This is a genomic window from Aliiroseovarius sp. YM-037 (genome assembly GCF_048060095.1).
In the GTDB taxonomy this organism is placed as follows: Bacteria; Pseudomonadota; Alphaproteobacteria; order Rhodobacterales; family Rhodobacteraceae; genus JBLUOA01.
This window is the reverse complement of the sequence record NZ_JBLUOA010000001.1, coordinates 557,011-578,524: the sequence shown is the minus strand read 5'-3', so window position 1 is coordinate 578,524 and position 21,514 is coordinate 557,011. Positions and strand designations below refer to the sequence as shown.

22 protein-coding genes are annotated in these 21,514 nt (G+C 60.6%); 4 read left to right on the top strand and 18 right to left on the bottom strand.

The features are described from left to right. Positions 1 to 33: 33 nt before the first annotated feature. From tilS to ruvC, 12 genes are all read right to left on the bottom strand, one after another. Positions 34 to 1,332 (bottom strand): tRNA lysidine(34) synthetase TilS, encoded by a 1,299-nt coding sequence (gene tilS / locus ACEWPJ_RS02740; protein WP_416510716.1) that lies wholly within the window; start codon positions 1,330 to 1,332, stop codon positions 34 to 36. Next, positions 1,329 to 2,153: a tol-pal system protein YbgF gene (gene ybgF, locus ACEWPJ_RS02735; RefSeq protein ID WP_416510714.1), complete on the bottom strand. Its 825-nt coding sequence runs from the start codon at positions 2,151 to 2,153 to the stop codon at positions 1,329 to 1,331. The genes tilS and ybgF overlap by 4 nt, the downstream gene beginning before the upstream one ends. A gap of 13 nt (positions 2,154 to 2,166) precedes the next feature. After that, complete coding sequence (pal, locus tag ACEWPJ_RS02730) at positions 2,167 to 2,679, bottom strand: peptidoglycan-associated lipoprotein Pal (protein ID WP_416510713.1); 513 nt, start codon at positions 2,677 to 2,679, stop codon at positions 2,167 to 2,169. A gap of 67 nt (positions 2,680 to 2,746) precedes the next feature. Continuing rightward, positions 2,747 to 4,090 carry a Tol-Pal system beta propeller repeat protein TolB gene (tolB, locus tag ACEWPJ_RS02725; protein ID WP_416510711.1) on the bottom strand — a complete coding sequence of 448 codons (1,344 nt, stop codon included), beginning with the start codon at positions 4,088 to 4,090 and terminating at the stop codon, positions 2,747 to 2,749. After that, positions 4,087 to 5,265, bottom strand: coding sequence for an energy transducer TonB (locus ACEWPJ_RS02720; RefSeq protein ID WP_416510710.1), 1,179 nt, complete (start codon positions 5,263 to 5,265; stop codon positions 4,087 to 4,089). The genes tolB and ACEWPJ_RS02720 overlap by 4 nt, the downstream gene beginning before the upstream one ends. 23 nt (positions 5,266 to 5,288) lie before the next feature. After that, on the bottom strand, positions 5,289 to 5,768 hold the full coding sequence (gene tolR / locus ACEWPJ_RS02715; RefSeq protein ID WP_416510709.1) for a protein TolR: 480 nt from the start codon (positions 5,766 to 5,768) through the stop codon (positions 5,289 to 5,291). Position 5,769: 1 nt separating this feature from the next. Next, positions 5,770 to 6,465: a protein TolQ gene (tolQ, locus tag ACEWPJ_RS02710; RefSeq protein WP_416510707.1), complete on the bottom strand. Its 696-nt coding sequence runs from the start codon at positions 6,463 to 6,465 to the stop codon at positions 5,770 to 5,772. A gap of 111 nt (positions 6,466 to 6,576) precedes the next feature. Continuing rightward, on the bottom strand, positions 6,577 to 6,966 hold the full coding sequence (ybgC, locus tag ACEWPJ_RS02705) for a tol-pal system-associated acyl-CoA thioesterase (RefSeq protein ID WP_416510706.1): 390 nt from the start codon (positions 6,964 to 6,966) through the stop codon (positions 6,577 to 6,579). Next, entirely contained in the window at positions 6,963 to 7,589 is a 627-nt protein-coding gene (locus tag ACEWPJ_RS02700; RefSeq protein ID WP_416510705.1) for a hypothetical protein, read from the bottom strand. Before ACEWPJ_RS02700 ends, ybgC begins: the two co-directional genes overlap by 4 nt. Positions 7,590 to 7,631: 42 nt before the next feature. Then, positions 7,632 to 8,651, bottom strand: coding sequence for a Holliday junction branch migration DNA helicase RuvB (gene ruvB / locus ACEWPJ_RS02695; RefSeq protein ID WP_416510703.1), 1,020 nt, complete (start codon positions 8,649 to 8,651; stop codon positions 7,632 to 7,634). Positions 8,652 to 8,655: 4 nt separating this feature from the next. Beyond that, positions 8,656 to 9,324: a Holliday junction branch migration protein RuvA gene (ruvA, locus tag ACEWPJ_RS02690; RefSeq protein WP_416510702.1), complete on the bottom strand. Its 669-nt coding sequence runs from the start codon at positions 9,322 to 9,324 to the stop codon at positions 8,656 to 8,658. Next, positions 9,321 to 9,827 (bottom strand): crossover junction endodeoxyribonuclease RuvC, encoded by a 507-nt coding sequence (ruvC, locus tag ACEWPJ_RS02685; protein WP_416510700.1) that lies wholly within the window; start codon positions 9,825 to 9,827, stop codon positions 9,321 to 9,323. Before ruvC ends, ruvA begins: the two co-directional genes overlap by 4 nt. A gap of 318 nt (positions 9,828 to 10,145) precedes the next feature. Between ruvC and ACEWPJ_RS02680 the strand changes: the two genes are divergently transcribed. Next, positions 10,146 to 10,358, top strand: coding sequence for a DUF1127 domain-containing protein (locus ACEWPJ_RS02680; protein ID WP_416510699.1), 213 nt, complete (start codon positions 10,146 to 10,148; stop codon positions 10,356 to 10,358). A gap of 101 nt (positions 10,359 to 10,459) precedes the next feature. On the opposite strand, the gene ACEWPJ_RS02675 is transcribed toward ACEWPJ_RS02680, so the two are convergent. The 4 genes from ACEWPJ_RS02675 to ACEWPJ_RS02660 form a co-directional block, all read right to left on the bottom strand. Beyond that, a complete protein-coding gene (locus ACEWPJ_RS02675) occupies positions 10,460 to 10,807 on the bottom strand; it encodes a hypothetical protein (RefSeq protein ID WP_416510698.1) in 348 nt (115 codons plus the stop codon). 123 nt (positions 10,808 to 10,930) lie between these two features. Then, entirely contained in the window at positions 10,931 to 11,806 is an 876-nt protein-coding gene (locus ACEWPJ_RS02670; protein ID WP_416510697.1) for a 50S ribosomal protein L11 methyltransferase, read from the bottom strand. 22 nt (positions 11,807 to 11,828) lie between these two features. Further along, positions 11,829 to 13,058 (bottom strand): MFS transporter, encoded by a 1,230-nt coding sequence (locus ACEWPJ_RS02665; protein ID WP_416510695.1) that lies wholly within the window; start codon positions 13,056 to 13,058, stop codon positions 11,829 to 11,831. Positions 13,059 to 13,267: 209 nt separating this feature from the next. Further along, a complete protein-coding gene (locus ACEWPJ_RS02660; RefSeq protein ID WP_416510693.1) occupies positions 13,268 to 15,463 on the bottom strand; it encodes a primosomal protein N' in 2,196 nt (731 codons plus the stop codon). Between the two features lie 176 nt (positions 15,464 to 15,639). Between ACEWPJ_RS02660 and ACEWPJ_RS02655 the strand changes: the two genes are divergently transcribed. The 3 genes from ACEWPJ_RS02655 to ACEWPJ_RS02645 are packed head-to-tail and all read left to right on the top strand — an operon-like array spanning position 15,640 to position 18,002. Beyond that, the gene (locus ACEWPJ_RS02655) at positions 15,640 to 16,347 is read left to right on the top strand and encodes a DUF484 family protein (RefSeq protein WP_416510692.1); all 708 of its coding nucleotides are present in this window, start codon (positions 15,640 to 15,642) and stop codon (positions 16,345 to 16,347) included. Further along, positions 16,344 to 17,264: a tyrosine recombinase XerC gene (locus tag ACEWPJ_RS02650; protein WP_416510690.1), complete on the top strand. Its 921-nt coding sequence runs from the start codon at positions 16,344 to 16,346 to the stop codon at positions 17,262 to 17,264. Before ACEWPJ_RS02655 ends, ACEWPJ_RS02650 begins: the two co-directional genes overlap by 4 nt. Positions 17,265 to 17,303: 39 nt before the next feature. After that, positions 17,304 to 18,002 carry a CDP-alcohol phosphatidyltransferase family protein gene (locus tag ACEWPJ_RS02645; RefSeq protein ID WP_416510689.1) on the top strand — a complete coding sequence of 233 codons (699 nt, stop codon included), beginning with the start codon at positions 17,304 to 17,306 and terminating at the stop codon, positions 18,000 to 18,002. Here ACEWPJ_RS02645 and ACEWPJ_RS02640 read toward each other — a convergent pair. Both ACEWPJ_RS02640 and ileS read right to left on the bottom strand, forming a co-directional pair. Continuing rightward, entirely contained in the window at positions 17,999 to 18,454 is a 456-nt protein-coding gene (locus ACEWPJ_RS02640; protein ID WP_416510688.1) for a methylated-DNA--[protein]-cysteine S-methyltransferase, read from the bottom strand. The genes ACEWPJ_RS02645 and ACEWPJ_RS02640 overlap by 4 nt on opposite strands. Before the next feature lie 68 nt (positions 18,455 to 18,522). Next, positions 18,523 to 21,444, bottom strand: coding sequence for an isoleucine--tRNA ligase (ileS, locus tag ACEWPJ_RS02635; RefSeq protein ID WP_416510686.1), 2,922 nt, complete (start codon positions 21,442 to 21,444; stop codon positions 18,523 to 18,525). Positions 21,445 to 21,514: the final 70 nt, after the last annotated feature.

The window sequence follows — 21,514 nt, the reverse complement described above, 5'->3', positions numbered from 1 at the left end:
CAGCGTCGTGCATGTTTCACTGGCGAAATCGCGCTAATCGGCATGCGAATTGCCGGTTGGGCGGCGGCCAAACGCCAACTCCGCCCGTTTGCGGTCAAGAAAGGTTTCAGCGATCCGGCAGGTCCAGCCGTTTTCCAGCCCGGCGAGCGGGGCAGCGATCAGCGATTCACCCCGCCAAATCGCGGGTGATGTCAGCAGTTGGCGGCGGGGTCTGCCGACCTCTCGCCAATCCGGGCATTGGGTCAAACCACCCACCCCCAATGCACGAACTTCAAGCGTCGGATCATGCGGCCCGTCAAAGCGCCAGCGCTTATCCCAAGGCTGATCGGTTGCGGCAGTGACGCCTTCCAGCGTCTTCGGCTCCCGCGCTACGATCGTGTCAAAGCCCGCCGCTCCGGTTTCCGACAAGATCAGACAGCCGTGGAGCGTCGAATTCTCGCCTTTGGCAGCCGCCTCATGAACCCTCGCCAGCCCATCAAAACGCGGCGGATAGGGTGCGGTTGCAACCCAACACAGCGCGTCCTTCAACAGGCGCAGCGAAATCTCAGACGACGCTTCGGTCAACAGGGGATGGGCCAAGCGCACTTCGCCAGCGTCAAACTGCACGTATTTCTCACCCCATTCGACGACCTGAGCGTCCAGCGCCCCTCGCGCCCGGCGCATATGACGGGCGGTGTCGGCCAGCGCATCCACAGTAAGGCCAAGCTCCGCCAGTTGCGGCAGCGCTTTGCGCATTCGGACGCGGTCAAACCTGTCGTCGTCGTTAGACGGATCGTCTGACCAAGCTATGCCGCGCCCGATCAGATACGCCCTCAGATCGTCACGCCCGGTGCGTAGAAAGGGTCGCAGCCAAAGCACGCCATCGCGTTGTTGCGCTGCCGACATCTCAGCCAATCCATCAACGCCCGATCCCCGCGCCAGGCGCAGCAAGAAGCCCTCCGCAACGTCATCTCGCGTATGCCCCAGCAGCACCGCATCAACGCCAACATCCTGTGCCCACTCCGCCAACGCCGCGTATCGCCGCGCCCGAGCGCGATCCTGAAGGTTCGGGCCATCCTCCAGCCCATCCAGCGTCAAAATTCGATGCGAAACGCCGAGCGACGCGCACAAATCAGCGGCTGCCGCAGCCTCTACCGCCGCGTCGGCCCGCAAGCCATGATCAACAGTCACTGCCGAAATCGGGCATTGGCCCGCCAAATGATCGTGGAGTGCGACCAGCAGCGCCGTCGAATCACCGCCGCCCGAAAGGGCGACGCCGATATGTTTGGGGTTACGTCCGAGGGCTGAGTGAAGCGCGCCGCCGACAATCCCGGCCAGTGCGCTTTCGCTCACGAACAGCCCAGATTTTGCATTGAGGTTCGCGCCTCGGTCGCCGCGTTCGCGGTCGGGAAGCGTATGCCAACCTGCTGCAACATTTGACAGGCATCCGCCGTCTGGCCAAGCGCGCCAAGCGTCGTGCCGACCTTGTAAAGCGCGTCTGGCGCCTTTGGTCCGTTCGGCGCACTGCTAAAGCTATCCAAATAGGCCCGTGCCGCAGGACGAATATCACCCAGTTTTTCCAACGCATCGCCGCGAAAGAAATGCGCCTCAGCACTCAGCGGACCGCCAGTGTAGGTCTGCGTGAAGGTCGCGAATTGATCCGCTGCGGTCTGGAACTCCCCTGCATCAAGCGCGGCTTTCGCACGATCGAAATCGGATTGCTCTCCCACCGCAAGCTGCGCGCTGCCGGTATCAACCGTCGTCTGGGTTGTAACCGGCGCTTCGGTCACGTCCAAATTGCCAAGCGTCGTGCCTTCGGACAGGCTGCCGATATCGCAACCTTCCTCAAGCTCACACAGCCGAAACTCCAGATCGCCGATCTGGTTGGTGCCGACATTCACGACCTGATTGATCTTGAACTCAAGCTCCTCGGATTTTGAGGTCAGGCGCTGCAACTCAGCCTCGATCGCGTCAATGCGCTGCAACGGAGTGTCGCCGCCGACCGTGGTGGTGGGCGCACCGGTCGTCGACAGCTCCCGCTTCAGGCGCTGCACCTCGACGTAAAGCACCGACAGCTCCTGCCGGATATCGGCCAGCGTTTCATCCCGGTTCTGGGCCGGGGCCGCGACGGGCAATGCCAACGCCGCGACGGTCAGGAAAGCGAATAAGCGCATCATTCAGCCCTCGTCAGCTACCTAAGCCACCGGCCGAAACCACCGTCACCGCGCGGCGGTTCTGCATGTAGCACGCTTCGTCCGAACACACTTCGATCGGGCGTTCTTTGCCGTAGGATACCGTCCGCAGACGACCCGCCGGGACGCCTTGGGAAATCAGGTATTCCTGAACCGCATTCGCGCGCCGAGCACCAAGTGCGAGGTTATATTCCCGCGTGCCCTGCTCATCCGCGTGGCCTTCGACCAATGCGGTGTATTCAGGGTTCGTGCTCAGCCAATTCGCCTGACCGGTCAGGGTCGAACGGGCCGTGTCAGACAGCGTGCTCTGGTCCACGGCAAACAGAACACGGTCGCCCACAGTCTGCTGGAAATACGCCGGAGAGTTCGGGTTCGATGCGTCGTTGAACCCTCCGCCGGCTGCACCAGCACCACCAGCGCCCGCGCCGCCGCCAAAACGGTCAGGATTGGTACATGCACTCACACCGAGTGCCGCGACCAGAAAGATCGCCTTTGTCAGATGTCTCATGGGGTGCCCCTTGTTCATTTTCTGCTCTGTTGTTGTCATCATATCACCCTTGTTGGGCTTTGGGAACTTATGGCAGCAACGGCGACCACGCCGGATCGGACGCCGCCCCCGGTGTTGTGACCTGGCGCAAATTGCGCCCCGAAATATCGACGGAGTATAGCGATACCGCACCACCGGACCCGGCAGTTTCACGCATGAACATAATAACCCGTCCGTTCGGCGCCCATGTCGGCCCTTCGTCAAGGAAACTTGCCGTTAGCAGCCGTTCTTCGGACCCATCCGTGCGCATCACGCCGATGTGGAACCGTCCTTGGTTCTGCTTGGTGAACGCGATGTAGTCACCGCGTGGCGACCAGACCGGCGTGCCATAGCGACCGGGGCCAAAACTGACCCGCTGCGCTTCACCGCCATTGGCCGACATCACGTAAAGTTGCGGCGCGCCAGATCGGTCGGATTCAAACACGATCTGGCTGCCATCCGGCGAAAAGCTGGGCGCGGTTTCGATTGACGGCGCGTTGGTCAGGCGCACACGCTCCCCAGTGCTGAGGTTCATGCGGTAAATGTCGGTATTGCCGCCAGTCTCCAGCGAATAGACGACCGTTGTCCCGTCCGGGCCAAAGCGCGGCGCAAAGGTCATCGTGCCGGGCTGATCACCAAGCGCGCGGCGCTGCACGCTGCCGACATCAAGAACGTAGATTTGCGGAAATCCGGTTTCGTAGGACGTATAAAGCACACGGTCGCCATTGGGCGAAAAGCGCGGCGCAAGCACGATGGAGGAGCTATCGGTCAAATACTGCACATTCGCCCCGTCGTAGTCCATGATCGCAAGGCGTTTCTGGCGGGCATCCTTCGGCCCGGATTCCGACACGAATACCACCCGGCTATCGAAATACGGCCCTTCGCCGGTGATGCGGGAATAGACCGTGTCGGCGACTTTATGCGCCAGACGACGCCAGCTATTGGTCGTCCCGCCAAGTTGCAGCCCCTCGCCCATTTCCTGACCGGAGAACACGTCGAACAAGCGGAACTTCACATTGACCTGACCGGAGGAGCTTACGCTGACCGCCCCGGTAATCAGCGCCTGTGCATTGATCGCCCGCCAATCGGGATACTGCACCGGAGCGTCAAAGCTGGAGATGTTGCTGATGAACGCCTCACTGCCGATTTCGCGGAACAAGCCCGTCCCGGCAAGGTCAGACGCGACGACCCGCGAAATCTGCTGTGCAATTTCGGCAGATCCTTCCGTTTCGGGAACGAAGTTTGGAACCGCGAACGGCAGGGGTTCGATCACACCTTCGGTGATTTCGATCCGAAGCGGTCCACGGCTTTCCTGTGCCGTTGCAATCACGGCCGACAGGCAAAACGCCAGCGTCAAGGCCAGAGCGGAGGTCAGTCTCTGCGTTAGGGTCATTTGATCCTCATTCTCTCCGGGTTGAAGGTAATCTCAATCTCTTGCCACTGGTCGTATTTGTCTGCGGGCAAGTTATAGCCTCGGGCGCCGCAACGCAAAACTGCGCGGCGGGCGGCCTCATATGCTTGCTGTGCCGCGCCGGATGATCCGCCGGACGAACTCAGCATACGGATACTGCCGGATATGGGCTTGCCATCGCGGGCCATCGACACGCTGACGACAACCGTAGTGCGCAACGCCTCAGACGACAGGGATCCGACGTTCCAACATTCCTGCACCGCAAGGCGCAGCGCGTCTTTCTCTCCGCCCGTCATCGGCGGGCCGGATGGTGCGGGGTTGGATGATGTGTCAGTCGCCGGGGCGTCATTCTGAACTGCCTCGGACACCGCATCGCCAATCGCGCTTGCCAACGGGTCATCGGCGGTTTCGGTCGGAGTCTCCGCAGGTGTTTCAGTGGGCGTTTCCGTCGGAGTCTCTGCCACTGCGGTTTCAACAGGACGTTCGGGCCGATCCGGCGGACGGCGCGATATCAGCGGGGCGGAGGATACCGGCTCCTCGCTCTCCTCGGCTTCGGTCACAATCGCGGTCGCGGCTTCTTCCTCGGCAGTTGCTTCCTGTTCCTCTTGCGGCGTCTCGGCGCTTTCGTCCGGGGTCACAGCCTCTTGCACGGTGTCGGAGATTTCGACATCCGGCTCAGGCTCAGGTGCCGCTTCGGGGGCGACGCGGTCAATCGGTTGCGGGTTTGACTCCGTCGAATCCGGGGCAACCAACGTCGTGCCTTCTGTCGAGGGCTGTTCGGGCGTGATCGGCGCGTCCGGGTTCACCTCGGGCTGCGGCAGCGGTTCGATCTCTGTCAGGTCGGGCGCTTCATCCGGCGGCGCGGGCGCTTCGGATTCCGGTGTTGCGGGGGTTTCGGTCGGCGGATCGGCGGCAGGGGTCGTCGGGGCTTCGGCGCTTTCAGGGGCTGCGGGTTCTGTCACATCCTCCGCCGTTGCAGGGGCGGGCGTTGGGTTTGGCTGGCTCAGCGCCGCGAACTCGTCCTCGGACAGGATCGACACGTCGGCCACTGTAAAGTCAGCCTCAGACGGGCGATCAAACATGCCGCCAAACAGAATCCAGCCGATCAGGACGATGTGCCCCGCGCCGGAAACGTAATGACCTGTGTGGAAGCGCATGTTCATGCCCGTCGTCACCGACCTTAACCGCCCTGCCCGTCAAGCGCCGGGCCGCCGGTATCCGTCACAAGGCCGATATTGTTGAACCCGGCGGCGTTAAGCGCGCCCATGATCTGCACAACATCATTGTAGGGAATGGCCCCATCGGCCCGCAGGAACACCTTGTTATCGGCGCGTTCTGCCGCGATGGCCCGCAATTTTGGAATCAGATCGTCCCGCGCGGTTTCCGTCGTCTGGATCATCATCTGCCCATCGGCGGTCAGCGTGATCGTCAGCGGCTCTTCCTGCTCTGTCGGAAGCGCTCCGGCAGCGGTTTCCGGCAATTCAACCGGCACGCCGACGGTCAGCAATGGTGCCGCGACCATGAAGATAATCAGCAGCACTAGCATCACGTCCACGAAGGGCGTGACGTTGATTTCACTCATCACGTGACGATTGGCGCGACCGGAACGGCGACGACGACCGCCAGCTCCTCCGCCTGATTTAACGACACCTGCGCCCATGTCAGCTATCCAACTGGCGGCTTAGAATGGTCGAGAATTCGTCAGCGAACGCCTCATACCCCGCGATGATCCGGTCACTGTCGCCGGACAGCATGTTGTAGAAGATCACCGCCGGAATAGCGGCCAGCAGGCCCAGACCGGTCGCCAGCAGCGCCTCGGCAATGCCCGGCGCGACAACGGCAAGGTTGGTGTTCTGCTGCGCCGCAATCTCGATAAAGGCGTTCATGATGCCCCAGACCGTGCCAAACAGCCCGACAAACGGCGCGGTAGACCCGACGGTCGCCAGAAACGACAGCCCGCTGTTCAGCTTTTCGCTTTCCTTCGCAATCGCCACGTCCATCGACCGATCAATCCGCGCCTGCGCTCCGGCGATCAGGTTGCCGTCCTGCCGATGACTGCGTCGCCATTCCATCATTCCGGCGGCAAACACGTTTTCGGCCGCCCCCTCCGGTTGCGGTCCGATCTTGTCGAACAGTTCATCCAGCGGCTCCCCAGACCAGAACGCCCGGTCAAACTGCTGCGCATCTTCTCGCGCGCGCCGATAGTTGATGATTTTCTGAACAATGATCGCCCAGGACCAGAAAGAGGCCACGATCAATAGGATCATCACGAGCTTCACAATCAATGTCGCCCGCGCAAAAAGCGCCCACATGGAGAAATCAATCTCCTGCGCCGCACCAAGAATTTCGGTTTCCATTTGCCTGCTCTTTTGTTTCGGCCATCTTTTGACAGCTCTGATTACCGGGAAAACTACAACAGTTGCAGGGGGAATGCTATCAAATGTGTGTCAGTTCCGCTTTTTTGCCGATCAATGCAAAATCAGGCGGATATTTGCCGGAAGCCGTGCAGGTTGGCCCGTATCGCTTAATGCGACCAATGTGACGATGGCGCTGAACAGCGTTTCGCCATCACGCAGCACCTCCTGTTTCAGCACGATCCGCGCGCCGGTCACGGCCTCTGTCGTGGTTTCAACGAGCAGTTCATCGTCAAACCGTCCGGGCGAAAGATAATCCGCCTCGACCCGTCGCACGGCGAAAACGATGCCCTCCTGCGCTTTCAGGGCGGTCTGGTCGATCCCCATCTCGCGCACAAACTCCGTCCGCGCGCGCTCAATGAACTTCAGGTAGTTGGCGTAATAGACGATCCCGGCAAGGTCGGTGTCTTCGTAGTAGACGCGCAGATAGAACCGATGGGTCATTCCTGCAGCCCCACCCGTGCCGCAAGACGCAGCGCGTGGCTCGCATCCGTCGCCGCCACCGGCATCGTCGGATCATACCCCGCGCGGATCACAGCAGCGATTTCGGGCCGCAAGATCGTTTCGCCTCCCGGTGCGACTGCCAGCGGTGATTTCTCGGCAAAGGCCACGTCGGACCACAGCAAGATCGCCTGCACCATTTGCCCCAGCGCAATGGTCTCCGCTGGTATCTCGGCCAATGCGTCATCCATCCGGACGAACGCGAAACACGCCTGTATCCCGCCTGCATCATCGAACCTAAACGCCCGATACTGCGTCGCGCCCGCCGCTTTCAACCGCTCAACCAAAGGCGCAAGATCGGGCAGCAGCCGGTCCATATTCGGCGTCTCCAACAGTTCCGCCCAGTCGCGGATAAAGAACACCATCAGATTCGCGCCAAGCTCAGGGTCGGTCTCGGCCATTTTATGTCCGGCGAGCGTTACGACAGCCTCAATCGCGCCCTTCAGAACCGACAGAGTTTCCTCTTCCACCCCGAACACCACCGGAACAATCGGACGCCCCCAGCGGGCAAACGCATAAGATCCATCGGCCCTCGTAAACAGTTTTTCGATATCGTCAGCAGTCATCACTCGGTTTCATCTTGCCAAAAATACTCAAATCCCGCCGCCTCAGCCAAACAGATCACTCTGCCCCTTCGGCGCTGCCATTCCCAAATGCGTCCATGCCTTCGGGGCGAGCATTCGTCCGCGCGGGGTTCTTTGAATCAACCCCTGCTGCAGCAAAAACGGCTCTATCACTTCTTCCAGCGCATCGCGAGATTCTGAAAGGGCGGCAGACATGGTTTCGATCCCGACCGGACCCCCGGCGTAGTTCTCAGCGATCAGCTTCAAATACCTGCGGTCCGCCCCGTCAAGCCCCAGATGGTCTACCCCAAGCCGCGTCAGCGCGCCATCGGCAATCGCTTGGGTCAGCCGTCCGTCGCCCTCGACAACCGCGAAATCGACCACCCGGCGCAGAAGTCGGCCCGCGATCCGAGGGGTGCCGCGGGCTCGCTTCGCAATCTCTCGCACACCGTCGGGTTCTGCTGGAATACCCATAAGGCGCGCACCGCGCGTCACGATCTCATGCAACTCCTCAACCGTATAGAACTGCAAACGCGTCGGTATCCCGAACCGATCGCGCAGCGGAGTCGTCAGCAACCCCAGCCGCGTCGTCGCCCCGACCAGAGTGAACGGCTGCAACTCAATCCGCACGGTTCGCGCCGCTGGCCCCTCGCCAATCACGAGGTCCAGTTCAAAGTCCTCAAGCGCCGGATACAGCACCTCTTCCACCACCGGATTCAGGCGATGGATTTCGTCGATGAACAGCACATCCCGCGCCTCAAGGTTTGTCAGGATCGCGGCAAGATCGCCGGCCTTCGCCAACACCGGGCCAGAGGTCATGCGGAAATTCACCCCCAACTCCCGCGCCATGATCTGCGCGAGCGTGGTTTTCCCCAACCCCGGCGGGCCGTGGAACAGCGCGTGATCCATCGCCTCCTCGCGCCGCCGTGCGGATTCGATAAACACCTTAAGGTTCGCCCGCGCCTCTGCCTGCCCGATGAATTCATCAAGGCTTTGCGGTCGCAACGCGCGGTCGGCATCCTCTGGTCGGGCTTCGGGGCGCAAGGTGGGGTCTGGTTCGCTCATCCGCCTACCCCTTCGGTGCCAGCAGTTTCAGCGCCGTCCGGATCAGGGCTGGCGTGTCGGCATTGGGCGCGTCGTTCATCGCTTGCGCCACGGCGCTCGCCGCCTCGCCAGGGCCATAGCCCAGATTGCCAAGCGCCGAGAGCGCCTCCGACTGCGCTGCTCCCGCGCTACCGCTTGGCGTGGCCTGCACGACCGACGTTTCGATCACCGCGTCAACGTCCGCCGCGACCTCGCCCTGTGCTTCGGCGAGGGTTCCGCCCATCGCCATCACTGCGTGGGCCTTGTCCTTCAGTTCATTCACGACCCGCTGCGCGGTCTTCGGGCCAACGCCCTTGGCGACCGCAACCGCGCTCCAATCGCCAAGCGCGATGGCCTTGCTCACCCCATCCGCGCCCAACGCGCCCAGAATGGCCATCGACGCCTTCGCACCGATCCCCTGAACGCTCATCAACAGGCGGTGCCATTCCTTTTCAACGAGGGTCGTGAAGCCGAACAGTTGCAGATTATCCTCGCGCACCAACAGGTCGGTGAACAGCGCCACCGCTTCCCCATTTCGGGGCAAGGCCGCCATCACCCGGTCGGTCACGTAAACGATATACCCGACCCCGCGCACGTCGATCAGCACGTGATCCGCACCGCGATAGTCGATCCGCCCGGCGATCTTCCCGATCATGCGCCCGCTCTCGCGACCGCTGCGGCCACCCGGCCGGTGGTCTGCATGTGAAACGCATGGCAAATCGCGATGGCCAGCGCATCCGCCGCGTCCGGTCCGGCTATCTTTGCCCCCGGCAATTGCAGTTTTACCATATGGTTGATCTGGCGCTTGTCGGCGTGGCCAACACCCACAACAGTTTTCTTGACGGTGTTCGGGGCGTATTCCCCAACCGTCAATCCAGCCTGCGCCGGCACCAACATCGCGATCCCCCGCGCTTGACCCAGCTTCAGCGTCCCGGCGCCGTCCTTGTTTACGAAAGTCTGCTCTACCGCTGCCGCATCCGGCGCGAATTCCGCAATAACTGTGGTGAGTTGCCGATACAGCGACAAAAGCCGCGCGCCAAGATCATCGCCTTCGGATGTGCAAACCCCGTTCGCAACGTGGCTGAGTCGGCTTCCATCCGCCTCAATCAACCCCCATCCGAGGTTCCTGAGCCCTGGATCAACTCCCAAAACACGCATCCTGCCGCCCCTTTTTCATTCTTTTTTTGCTGAGTAGCACGAAACGCGAACATTTGCCAATCTCAAAGACCACGGGGGCGGCGCTGGGAATCCATGAAATTTTCGTCTGAAAGCGACAGAATCGCAACGTTTCTGATCCAAAAGCGACATTATCCAGATGCGCATTTTATCCAGTTATTACAGCTTGTTAAGCGTGATTTACAGCTATGCGGAAATTGCATGTGTGACATGCACAAATGGCACTTGCTGAACCCGATCGACCCTACTAGGTGGCGGCTTATAGGACATCCATGCCGTTGTTGTAGAAGGATCAAGCAGATGGCAGCTATCGATTACACCCGTAACGCATACACCGTTCAGCCCGGCGGTGGCATTGCAAACCTGACGCAGACGTTCTTCAGCGCCTTCACGACCTGGAACAACGCCCGCGTGACCCGGAAAGAGCTGAACAGCCTCAGCGATCACGAACTCGCCGATATCGGCCTGTGCCGTGGCGATATCGAAGCCGTCGTTGCCCGCCGGTTCCGCTAAGCCGAACAGCTTACGCTAAACGCGATCAGGGCCGCATCCCACCCGGGTGCGGCCTTTTTCTTTGGGACCTTGTGATCAAGCCGCGCCGAAGCGCGAAACCCTTACCAGATGTAACGTCTGATCTGGCTGGATACCCACAGCGTCGCAGGGTCAGCCTGCATCGCGAATGCGCCTGCCTGCTCAACCACCGTTCCGGCGCGAAGCTTGCTGACACGTTCTTCATAGGTGATCTCACCCAGGCTCGCGAACAGGAACCCTTTGAACAGAAGGAACAATGCTGCGGTGAGCATCAGACCCTTCCAAGGGAAACGCGGACCGTGGCGTCTGGGTTGGGCGATAATAAGCCCGTCGTGATTCACTGACGTGACGTAGCCGCCAGCCAGCTTACGGTGTTGCTTGGAAATACGGCGCAACCGTTGGTCAAAATTCTGCATATTGGCGTCTGCCATGACAGCCTCCAAAACGTCGGCCCCCACCAACGAAGATAAAGTTAATAAAAAGTAAACGCTAATGTCCAAATACAATATGGCGGAAATATGGCAGCGTCGCGATAATAGCGGGAATCCAAGCGTCTAGGCGTCAGCCTTGCGCAAAAGCAGCGTGGTCCATTCAACAATCTCATCCCGATTGACAAGATTGAACCCGTTTCGTGAATAAACCCCGATCACCTCATCCGCTTGTTCATTAAGAATACCGGACAGAATCGCATATCCACCCGGCGCGACATGCGCCTGCATATCAGGAGCGAGCGCGATCAGCGGCGATTTCAGGATATTGGCAAAAACCAGATCGAACGGCGCGGCCTCAAACAGTGCAGGATGGTCAAACCCCGCCGCCTCAACACACTCGACCCGGCCGATCAAGTCGTTTGCAGCGACGTTGGTTTCCGCGACCTCAACCGCTACCGCATCAATATCGCTGGCAAGCACAGTATCGGGCCAAATCTTCGCCGCCGCCATGCCCAGCACCGCCGTGCCGCAGCCAATATCGGCAACGTTCTGGCCCTTAAATCCTTCATCTGCCAGCCGATCAAGCGCCCGCAAACAACCAAGCGTCGTTCCGTGATGCCCTGTGCCAAACGCCATCGCGGCCTCAATCAACAGTGCGATCTTGTCGCCCGGCACGCGGTCTGCATCATGGCTGCCATAGACAAAGAACCGCCCCGCCTCGACCGGCTGCAATTCGCGCCTGACATGTGCAACCCAATCGGTATCGGGCACTTCGGACACCGCAAACGGCTTTGCCCCAAAGGCCGAAGCGAGCAGTGCCAGCCCCGCCTCATCCGGGGTTTCGGTGAAATACCCACCGACTTCCCAAAGGCCAGAGCCATCTTCGACCTCAAACACGCCGACGCCCGTCGGCCCCGGCACCAAACGCTCCATTGCTTCGCCCAGCGCCTCAGCTTGGTCTTTTCCGGGTAAGGTCGTGAGGGCGGTAAAGGTCGGCATGGTGAGTCTTTCAGGAAAGGTGTTATTCTGCCGCGGCGGGCAAGCCGCGGGCAAAGATGGTTTCATACCCCGGCTCTGGATGGCGCGGGATCAGCAGCGCAAGGCAAAGCGAACCAAACGCGATCCCAGCCGCCAAAAGGAACACCGCGGCAGGCGACGCCACCCACAGCAGCCCAAGCAGCACCGGCAGGAACACCGCCGCGATATGGTTGATCGTGAACGCGACTGCCGCAGTCGGAGCAATATCGCCGGGGTCCGCAATTTTCTGGAAATACGTCTTCAGCGCCAGCGCCAGCGCGAAAAACATGTGGTCGATCACGTAAAGCGCCGCCGCCAGCACAACGCCCCAGCCGAACATATAGACGCCGCCATAGGCTAGAAAGACGGTGACAAGGCCGACATACTCAAAAATCAACGCGTTCCTCTCGCCCCAATGGCCCACCGCGCGGCCCATCAAAGGGGCAAAGATCATGTTAATGACGAGGTTGATCAGGAACAGCGCGGTGACTTCGTGCACCGCAAAGCCAAAGCGTTCGACCATCATAAAGCCAGCGAACACGATAAATATCTGCCGCCGGGCGCCTGCGAAGAACTGCAATAGGTAATAAAGCCAGTAGCGCTTGCGCAGGATCAGCTTTTTGACCTGCGGATTCGGCGCCTCGAACTGCGGAAAGGCAAAGAAGCAATAAAGCGCGATCAGAACCGTCAACCCACCCGAGGCGAGGTAGACGAAGTTGTAGGACAGATCGAAACTCTCCCACGTCATGACGATCAGCACATAGGCCACAAGCGTCGCCGCTGACCCTGCGGCACTCAGCCAGCCGAGCATCTGCGGTGCACGTAGTTTGGTGATCCACTGAAGCTGTAGCGACTGGTTGACCGTCTCGTAATAGTGAAAGCCGATGGAGCTTAACATTGTGATCGTCAGGATACCGCCCAGCGTCGGGAACCACGCCATTACCGCCGTCGCCGCGCCCAGCAGCATCAGCGAGACAAGCCCAAGCACCTGTTCCCGCATGAACATGATGACGGCGATTACCCCAACAGCAAGAAAGCCCGGAATTTCCCGCACCGTATGCAGCAACCCGATATCCGCGCCGTCAAACTCCGCAGCCTCAATCACAAAGTTATTCAGCAGCGCCGACCACGTCGCGAAGGCAATCGGCATCGCTGTTGCCATCAGAAAAAGCAACATGATTGGCCGCCGCCAAACCGGCAGCGACCGAGCGTCAGAGAGGCGAACGATCCGCATGGCATCGCTTTACGCCCGGAATCGACAAAGGGAAAGGCACAGACCCTGTGCAACGAAGAACTTTCTTGCCTTCGGCGAGGATACTTCGGGAAAGATGAAGCGGCGCCCTGTGTTTCATCTTGCCAAAAATACTCATAACTACGTCGACAGGAGCGCGGCGGGAAATCAGGGGCGGCGAACGTGCAAACGCGGGACCATATCAGGGGTTTTCAGTAAAAGCTCTGCGGATCGATATCAATGGACAGGCGCAGATTTGCCGGCAACCGGAACTGCCCGGCCCAATCAGAAAGCGCCTTTTGCAGCGGAACGCCTTTCGCCGCTTTCACCAATAATCGCACTCGATGCCGCCCTCGAATACGTGCGATCGGGGCGGGTGCAGGGCCGAAAACGGTGGCGCCGATACGTCTAAGCGGATCATCTCGTCGCGCCATTTCCCCGGCAAGATCAAACGCTTGCGCTGCATCTGGCGACGACACCACAATACCCGCAAGGCGCCCATACGGGGGAACGCCCGCAGCTTCCCTCTCCCGCGCCTCGGCTTGCCAGAAGCCCTCTTCGTCGCCGGACAGAATCGCGCGGATCACCGGATGTTCTGGCTGGTAGGTCTGAAGCACGGCGACCCCGCGTTTTTCCACCCTCCCGGCGCGGCCCGCAACTTGGCGCATCAATTGAAACGTCCGCTCCGCTGCCCGCAAATCCGACCCCTGCAGGCCAAGGTCCGCGTCGATGACCCCAACCAGTGTAAGCGACGGAAAATTATGGCCCTTTGCGACAAGTTGTGTGCCGATGATGATGTCGGCAGCGCCGGCCGCAATGGCTTCGATCTGTTCCTTCAAGGCGCGGGCGGAGCCGAATAGATCAGACGACAACACGGCAATTCGGGCATCGGGGAACAGCTCCGTCACCTCCTCCGCCAACCGCTCCACACCGGGGCCGATTGGGGCAAGGCGGCCCTCGACCTCGCAAGACGGGCAGGTATCGGGCATCGGTTTCGTCTCACCGCATTGATGGCACATCAGGCGCTTCAGGAAGCGGTGTTCGACCATCCGCGCGTCGCAGTGATCGCAGCCGATTTGGTGGCCGCAGGCCCGGCACAACGTCGTCGGGGCATAGCCACGGCGGTTGATGAACAGCAGCGATTGCTCACCTTTCTCCATCCGGGCGCGAACCTCGCCGACCAGCGTCGGAGACACCCAGCGCGCACCCGGCAAATCCTCGGCCCGCATGTCAATGGCCCGCATTTCGGGCAACTCCGCCGCGCCAAAACGGCTGGTCAGATCAAGCCGCTGGTATTTCCCGGCCTCTGCATTCGCCCAGCTTTCAAGCGATGGTGTCGCAGAGGCAAGCACCACCTGCGCCCCGCAGCAGGTTGCCCGCAGCACCGACATATCCCGAGCGTTGTAAAGCGCACCGTCCTCTTGCTTGTAGGAACTGTCGTGTTCTTCATCGACGACGATCAGGCCAAGATCGCGGAACGGCAGGTAAAGCGCGGATCGCGCCCCGACGACCAGTTGCGCCGCCCCCTCGCCGACCATGCGCCAGCAGCGGCGGCGTTCGGTCATCGTCACACCGGAATGCCATTCGGCAGGCCGCGCGCCAAACCGCGCCTCGACGCGGGTCAGAAATTCAGCGGTCAGGGCGATTTCGGGCAGTAATACCAACGCTTGACGCCCCTTGCGCAAACACTCCGCGACCGCCTCCAGATAAACTTCGGTCTTGCCGGAGCCCGTTACGCCCTTCAGCAGCGTCGTGCCATAATCGCCCGAGGTCACTCCGACGCAAAGCTGCTCTGCCGCCTTCGCCTGATCCGGGTTCAACTCGACCCCGCCGTAATCGCAATCAAGATGCGGATAGGGCCGGTCGCGGGGCGTGTCCTCTTCCCGCACGGCGCCTTGTTTCACGAGGCCCTTGACGACCGAGCCGCTGGTTCCGGCGGCCTCTGCCAGCTCTTTCAAGGTGAAGCTCAGGCCGCCGTAATGCGACAGCGCCTCCAGCACACGGCGGCGGGCGTCTGTCATGCGATCAGGCGTGCCTTCGCCAAGCCGATAGACCTTTTGCATTGAGGGAGGATCACTTAGCCCAGGCGCCCGCGTGGCAAGCCGCAGCATGGCCGTCAGCGGGTTCAGCGTGTAATCCGCCGCGCGCATCAGGAATGTGCGCATCTCATCCCGCATCGGTGCGACATCAAGCACGCGGATCACCGACCGCACCTTGCTTAGGTCATACCCGCCTTCGCCCGGACCCCAGATCACGCCGATCACCTTTCGGGGGCCAAGCGGAACCTCGACAAAACTGCCTGCGCGACAGCCGCCTTCGGGTGCCTTGTAGTCAAGGAACCGGTCAAGCGGTTGGGTCGTCAGCACTGACACCAGCGCCCCTTCATCGTAGAACGACAGCTCTGCCAAACCGGCCTTCCCTCGTGGATCAAAGCGCAATTCTGACTGCAGACCGGAAGGGGGTCAACCGGATCAATCCCGATCTGCAACGGTTGCAAAAAATATCTGGATTTCGCCAAAAACAGGGGCGAATACCCTGTGAATTGGTGTATAAGCCCGCAAAACACAAAAAGATGAGCACAGGCATGACGAGCACAGCAAAGATCGCAACCGATCTGCGCGACAAGATTATCGCGCAACCTGAGACCGTTCTTGAAGATCCCGACGTAATGCGCGCGCTTGTCGCTGCGAATGAACACCAGATGGGCGAAAATATCGTTGATCTGCGCGGACTTGCGATGGATCGGCTTGAGGCGCGACTTGACCGGCTGGAAGAAACGCACCGGTCGGTGATTGCGGCGGCGTATGAGAACCTCGCCGGGACCAATCAGGTGCATCGCGCGATCCTTCGGATGCTCGATCCGGCTGAATTTGAAACCTTCCTGCATGATCTCGGCGGCGAAGTTGCGGAAATCCTGCGAGTCGATTGTATGCGGCTGGTGCTGGAAACCGTGCAGAAGGTGGACGATCCGGCGGTCAAACGCCTCGGCGATGTGCTGAGCGTAGCAGAGCCAGGCTTTGTCGACAGCTATATCGGTGGCGGGCGAAACGAAACATCACGGCAAGTGACGTTGCGCCAGGTGCGCCCGATGAACGATTCCATCTATGGCGACCAGGCCGACGACATCCGCTCCGAAGCGGCGCTTAGGCTTGATTTCGGCAAAGGCCGTCTGCCCGGCATGCTGGTCATGGGTGCCGAAGACCCGCATCATTTCAAGCCAAGCCACGGCACTGACCTGCTGGCCTTCTTTGCCGGGGTGTTTGAACGCGCCATGCGTCGCTGGTTGTCGTGATTGACCTGTCACCAGCCCTGCGCGACGCGCTTGAGGCTTGGTTATCCGGTCAAAGCGCGTTGGGAAACGCGGCCAAAAACACGCTAACAGCCTACCGCGCCGACGTCCTTGGCTACATGGCGTTCATGACAGAGCATTTGGGCGACAAGACCGGCATTGCCCCCCTGACCCGTGTTCGGATCACCGATATGCGCGCCTGGATGGCGCATGAACGTGGGCGCGGCGTGTCAGCACGGTCGCTGGCACGGTCGCTATCGGCGGTCAAAAGCTTTTACCGTTGGCTGGCTGAACGTGAAGGGTTCGACCCAAGCGCCGTTTTGTCGACCCGCGCACCGAAATTCCAACCGAAACTCCCCCGCCCACTGGCGAAAGACGCCGCCAAGGCGATGATCGAAACCGCCGAGGCCAACGCGCGCGAAGAATGGGTGGCCGCGCGCGACACCGCGGTCCTGACGCTGCTCTATGGGTGCGGATTGCGAATATCCGAAGCGCTTGCCCTTACCCAGAACGACGCGCCGCTGCCCGATGTCTTGCGCATAAAGGGCAAAGGTGGTCGGGAACGTATCGTTCCGGTGATCGGGCCAGCGCAGCTTGCGGTCGATCGATATGTCGCGCTGATGCCCTTTGCGCCGGACCCAACTGCCCCGCTGTTTCGTGGGGTGCGCGGCGGCACGCTGAACCCCCGCGCGATCCAGAAGGTGATGGAGCAGGCACGGTTGCAACTTGGCCTGCCATCGACCGCAACGCCCCACGCAATGCGGCACAGCTTTGCGACCCACCTGCTCGACGCAGGCGGCGACCTTCGCGCGATTCAGGAATTGCTGGGCCACGCGACGCTCTCAACCACGCAAGCCTATACTGCCGTCGACACCTCGCGCCTGATGGAGGTCTATAAAATGGCCCACCCCAAGGCCTGATGCGTTGCGCCCGCGGACAATTTGCGCCAAGACACCGCCATGACAGTTCAGTTCAAAGCCCTTTGCGTCCATCTTTTGACTGCTACCGGCGCGGTGTTTGCGATGCTGGCCATGCTTGCCGCAGTCGACCAGAATTGGAGCATCATGTTCCTCTGGCTGGTCGTCGCCTTTGCGGTGGACGGCGTCGATGGACCGCTCGCCCGGAAATACAATGTTAAGACCAACGCCCCAATCTATGACGGCGTGCTGCTTGATCTGATTATCGATTATCTGACCTACGTGTTTGTCCCGGCCTATGCGCTGTTCAAATCGGACCTTTTGTCCGGCTGGTCGGGCTGGATCGTCATTATCGTCATCACATTCACCAGCGCGCTTTACTTCGCCGACACGCGGATGAAGACGCGGGACAACTCGTTTTCGGGGTTTCCGGGGTGTTGGAATATGGTCGTTATCGTCCTGTTCGCAACTCAGCCGAATTATTGGATCATCCTTGGCATCGTCTGCCTTCTGGCGATCACGATGTTCCTGCCGCTGAAGTTCATCCATCCCGTCCGCACCGAACGCTGGCGCGTGCTGTCCCTGCCAATCGCTTTTGCGTGGACATGGTTCGCAGGCTGGGCCGCGTGGGTCGATTTCCACCCGGAAAGCTGGGCGTTGTGGGGGCTGGTTCTGACAAGCATTTACCTGACCGTCGTTGGCATCGTCCAGCAACTGATCCCAGTACGCACCCGCGCTTAGATCAGCAGGCTGGCCGCGCCCTCATGCTTTAGCAGGGCAACCTTCATCTCTACCCCGCCCGCGCCGGAAAACCCGCCGAGAGAGCTTGCACCAAGAACGCGGTGGCACGGGATGATGATCGGGATCGGATTGCCACCACACGCCCCACCAATCGCTTGTGCCGGCACGCCGAGTTCGGTTGCGATGTCGCCGTAGGTCCGAGTTTCACCGAAGGGAATGGCGGACATGGCGGCGCAAACTTTGCGTTGTAGGTCTGAGCCGTGGACGTTCAAAGGCAGGTCAAAGTCGGTGAGTGCGTCGTCAAAATAGGCGGATAGCTGACGGGCGGCTTCGATGAGAAGCTCCGTCACCTCGCCCTCAGGCTCTGCATCCCAAAGCAATCGCGTGATTGCGCCGCTTTCTTCAACAACGCCGAGGGTTCCGACAGGGGTTTTGACGGTTGTAATTGGCATGGAATAAAGGTGAGCGATGAAACGCCCCGGCGCAAGGGCCGAGGCGTTCCGTTTCTTGCGGATTGTGGTTAGCCCAACGCTTCGTCACACCGTGCGCACACCGCGGCATGAGAGTGTTTTCCAACATCCGGCAGCACTTTCCAGCAGCGCTGGCATTTCGTGCCGTCCGCCTTTTCGAACACCACGCCGACGCCTTCGACCTCTGGCATACGGAACGCTTCCGACGGGATCGGATCGCCCGACAGGTAGATGTCAGACGTGATGCAGATATCATCAAACGGAACGGTTTTCAGCGCGGCCAGCGTGTCGGCGTCGCGGACATGAACGACGGGCGCGGCCTCCAGCGATGCGCCGATCACCTTGTCCTGACGCTGCACCTCTAGCGCCGCCGTTACCGCGCGGCGGACGCGGCGGATAGCGGACCATTTGGCGGCAAGGGGTTCGTCCAGCCATTCAGCGGGCGTGACGGGCATGTCTTGCAGATGGACCGAGCTGTCATCTCCGGGGAAGCGTTCGAGCCAGACCTCTTCCATCGTGAAGGTCAGGACAGGGGCGAGCCACGTGACCAGCCGATGATAAAGCAGGTCCAACACCGTGCGCGCAGCACGGCGGCGGTCGCTGTTACCGTCGCAATAAAGCGCGTCCTTCCGGATATCGAAATAGAAGGATGACAGGTCCACCGTGGCAAAGTTGAACACCGCCTGGAACACGCCCTGGAAATCGTATTTGGCGTAGCCCGTCCGCACCGTGTGATCCAGCTGCGCAAGGCGATGCAGCACCCAGCGTTCCAGTTCCGGCATATCTGCGGGATCGACGCGATCCTCTTCGCGGAAATGGGCCAGCGCACCGAGCATGAAGCGCATAGTGTTGCGCAGGCGGCGGTAGCTGTCGGCAGTGCCTTTCAGGATCTCCGGCCCGATCCGCTGATCGCCGGTATAGTCGGTCTGGGCGACCCAAAGGCGCAGAATGTCGGCGCCGTATTGCTTCACGACCGCCTCGGGCACGATGGTGTTGCCCAAGGATTTGGACATCTTGTTGCCCTTCTCATCCAGCGTGAAGCCGTGGGTCAGCACGCCGCGATAGGGCGCGCGGCCACGGGTACCACAGGCTTGCAGCATCGAGGAGTGGAACCACCCCCGATGCTGGTCGGTGCCTTCGAGGTAGAGATCGGCAAGCCCATCGTCGGAGCCGTCTTCCCGGTCGCGCAGAACGAAGGCGTGGGTCGATCCGGAATCGAACCACACATCGAGGATGTCAAAGACCTGCTCCCAGTCGTCGGCGTTGTAGTCGTTGCCGAGGAACCGTTCCTTGGCGCCCTCAGCATACCACGCATCGGCCCCCTCAGCCTCAAACGCTTCGATCACGCGGGCATTCACGGCCTCATCCCGCAGCAGGAAGTCGGGGTCGGTCGGCAGCGCACCTTTCTTGGTAAAGCAGGTCAGCGGCACGCCCCAGGCGCGTTGACGGGACAGCACCCAGTCGGGCCGCGCTTCGATCATCGAATAAAGGCGGTTGCGGCCGGTCTGCGGAGTCCATTCGACCAGCTTGTCGATAGAGGTCAGCGCCCGTTCGCGGATCGTCTTGCCGTAATCGTCCATGCCGTCGCCAAGCTGCTTGTCGATGGCGGCGAACCACTGCGGCGTATTGCGGAAGATTACCGGCGCTTTCGACCGCCAGCTATGCGGATAGCTGTGCGTGACACGGCCACGGGCGATGATGCCGCCAACCTCAACCAGCTTGTCGATCACGGCGGGGTTGGCCTTGCCTTCCTTCCCTTTGCGGTCGAAGACCTGCAACCCGGCAAAGAACGGCACATGCGGCAAAAACTCGGATTCCTCGCCTACGTTATGGGTCATCCGGTCCATCCAGCCGCGCTTCACGAACGCCTCGTAGTCGTCGGCACCGTGGCTGGGGGCGGTATGAACAAAGCCGGTCCCGGCCTCTTCCGTCACGTGATCGCCGTCGATCAGCGGCACGGGATAGTCCCAGAAACCCTCTGCCCCGTCCGCTTTGTAGAACGGGTGGTGGCAGACCATCTGCTCCAGATCCTCATTCGTCACGTCATCTGCGCGGGTAAACGTGGTCACACGGGATTTGGTCAGCGTTTCTTCGGCCAACGAATCCGCGAGGATGTAAAGATCGCCCTTCGCGGTCCAGCTTTCTTCCTCGGTCTCGTCAACCTGATATAGCCCGTAAGAGATGTCGGGGTTATACGCGATGGCCTTGTTTGACGGGATCGTCCACGGTGTCGTCGTCCAGATCACCACCCGCGCGTCGCGCAGATCGGGGCGGCCTGCACGGCTGGCATTCGCGCTCATCCGAACTTTGAACGGCACCCAGATCGTGTGGGATTTGTGATCGTGATACTCGATCTCCGCCTCGGCCAGCGCGGTCTTTTCAACCGGCGACCACATCACGGGTTTGGAACCTTGGTAAAGCGTGCCGTTCATCAGGAATTTCTGGAATTCGGAGGCGATCACCGCTTCAGCGTGGAAATCCATCGTAAGATAAGGCTTCTCCCACTTCCCGGTGACGCCAAGGCGCTTGAATTCATCGCGCTGCACGTCGATCCAGCCATCGGCAAAGCGGCGGCATTCCTGACGAAAATCGACAACATCGACCTCATCCTTGTTCTTGCCCTTCGCGCGGTATTGTTCCTCGATCTTCCATTCGATGGGCAGGCCGTGGCAATCCCAGCCGGGGATGTAGCGGGCATCCTTGCCCATCATCTGCTGGCTGCGCACGACCATATCCTTGAGGATCTTGTTCAGCGCGTGGCCGATATGCAGATGGCCGTTCGCATAGGGGGGGCCATCGTGGAGCGTAAAGCTATCGCGGCCCTCAGCCCGATCGCGCAGGCGGTCATAGATGCCGATTTTCTCCCATTTTTCCAGCCATTCGGGTTCGCGTTTCGGCAACCCCGCGCGCATAGGGAAATCGGTGACGGGAAGGTTTAGCGTGTCTTTGTAGTCAGGCGTGTCGGCACACATATCTTGTGGTCCTTGAGACTTGAATCAAAAATATCGGAGGAAAGCGGCGCGGGGTTCCATACGCCTTGAC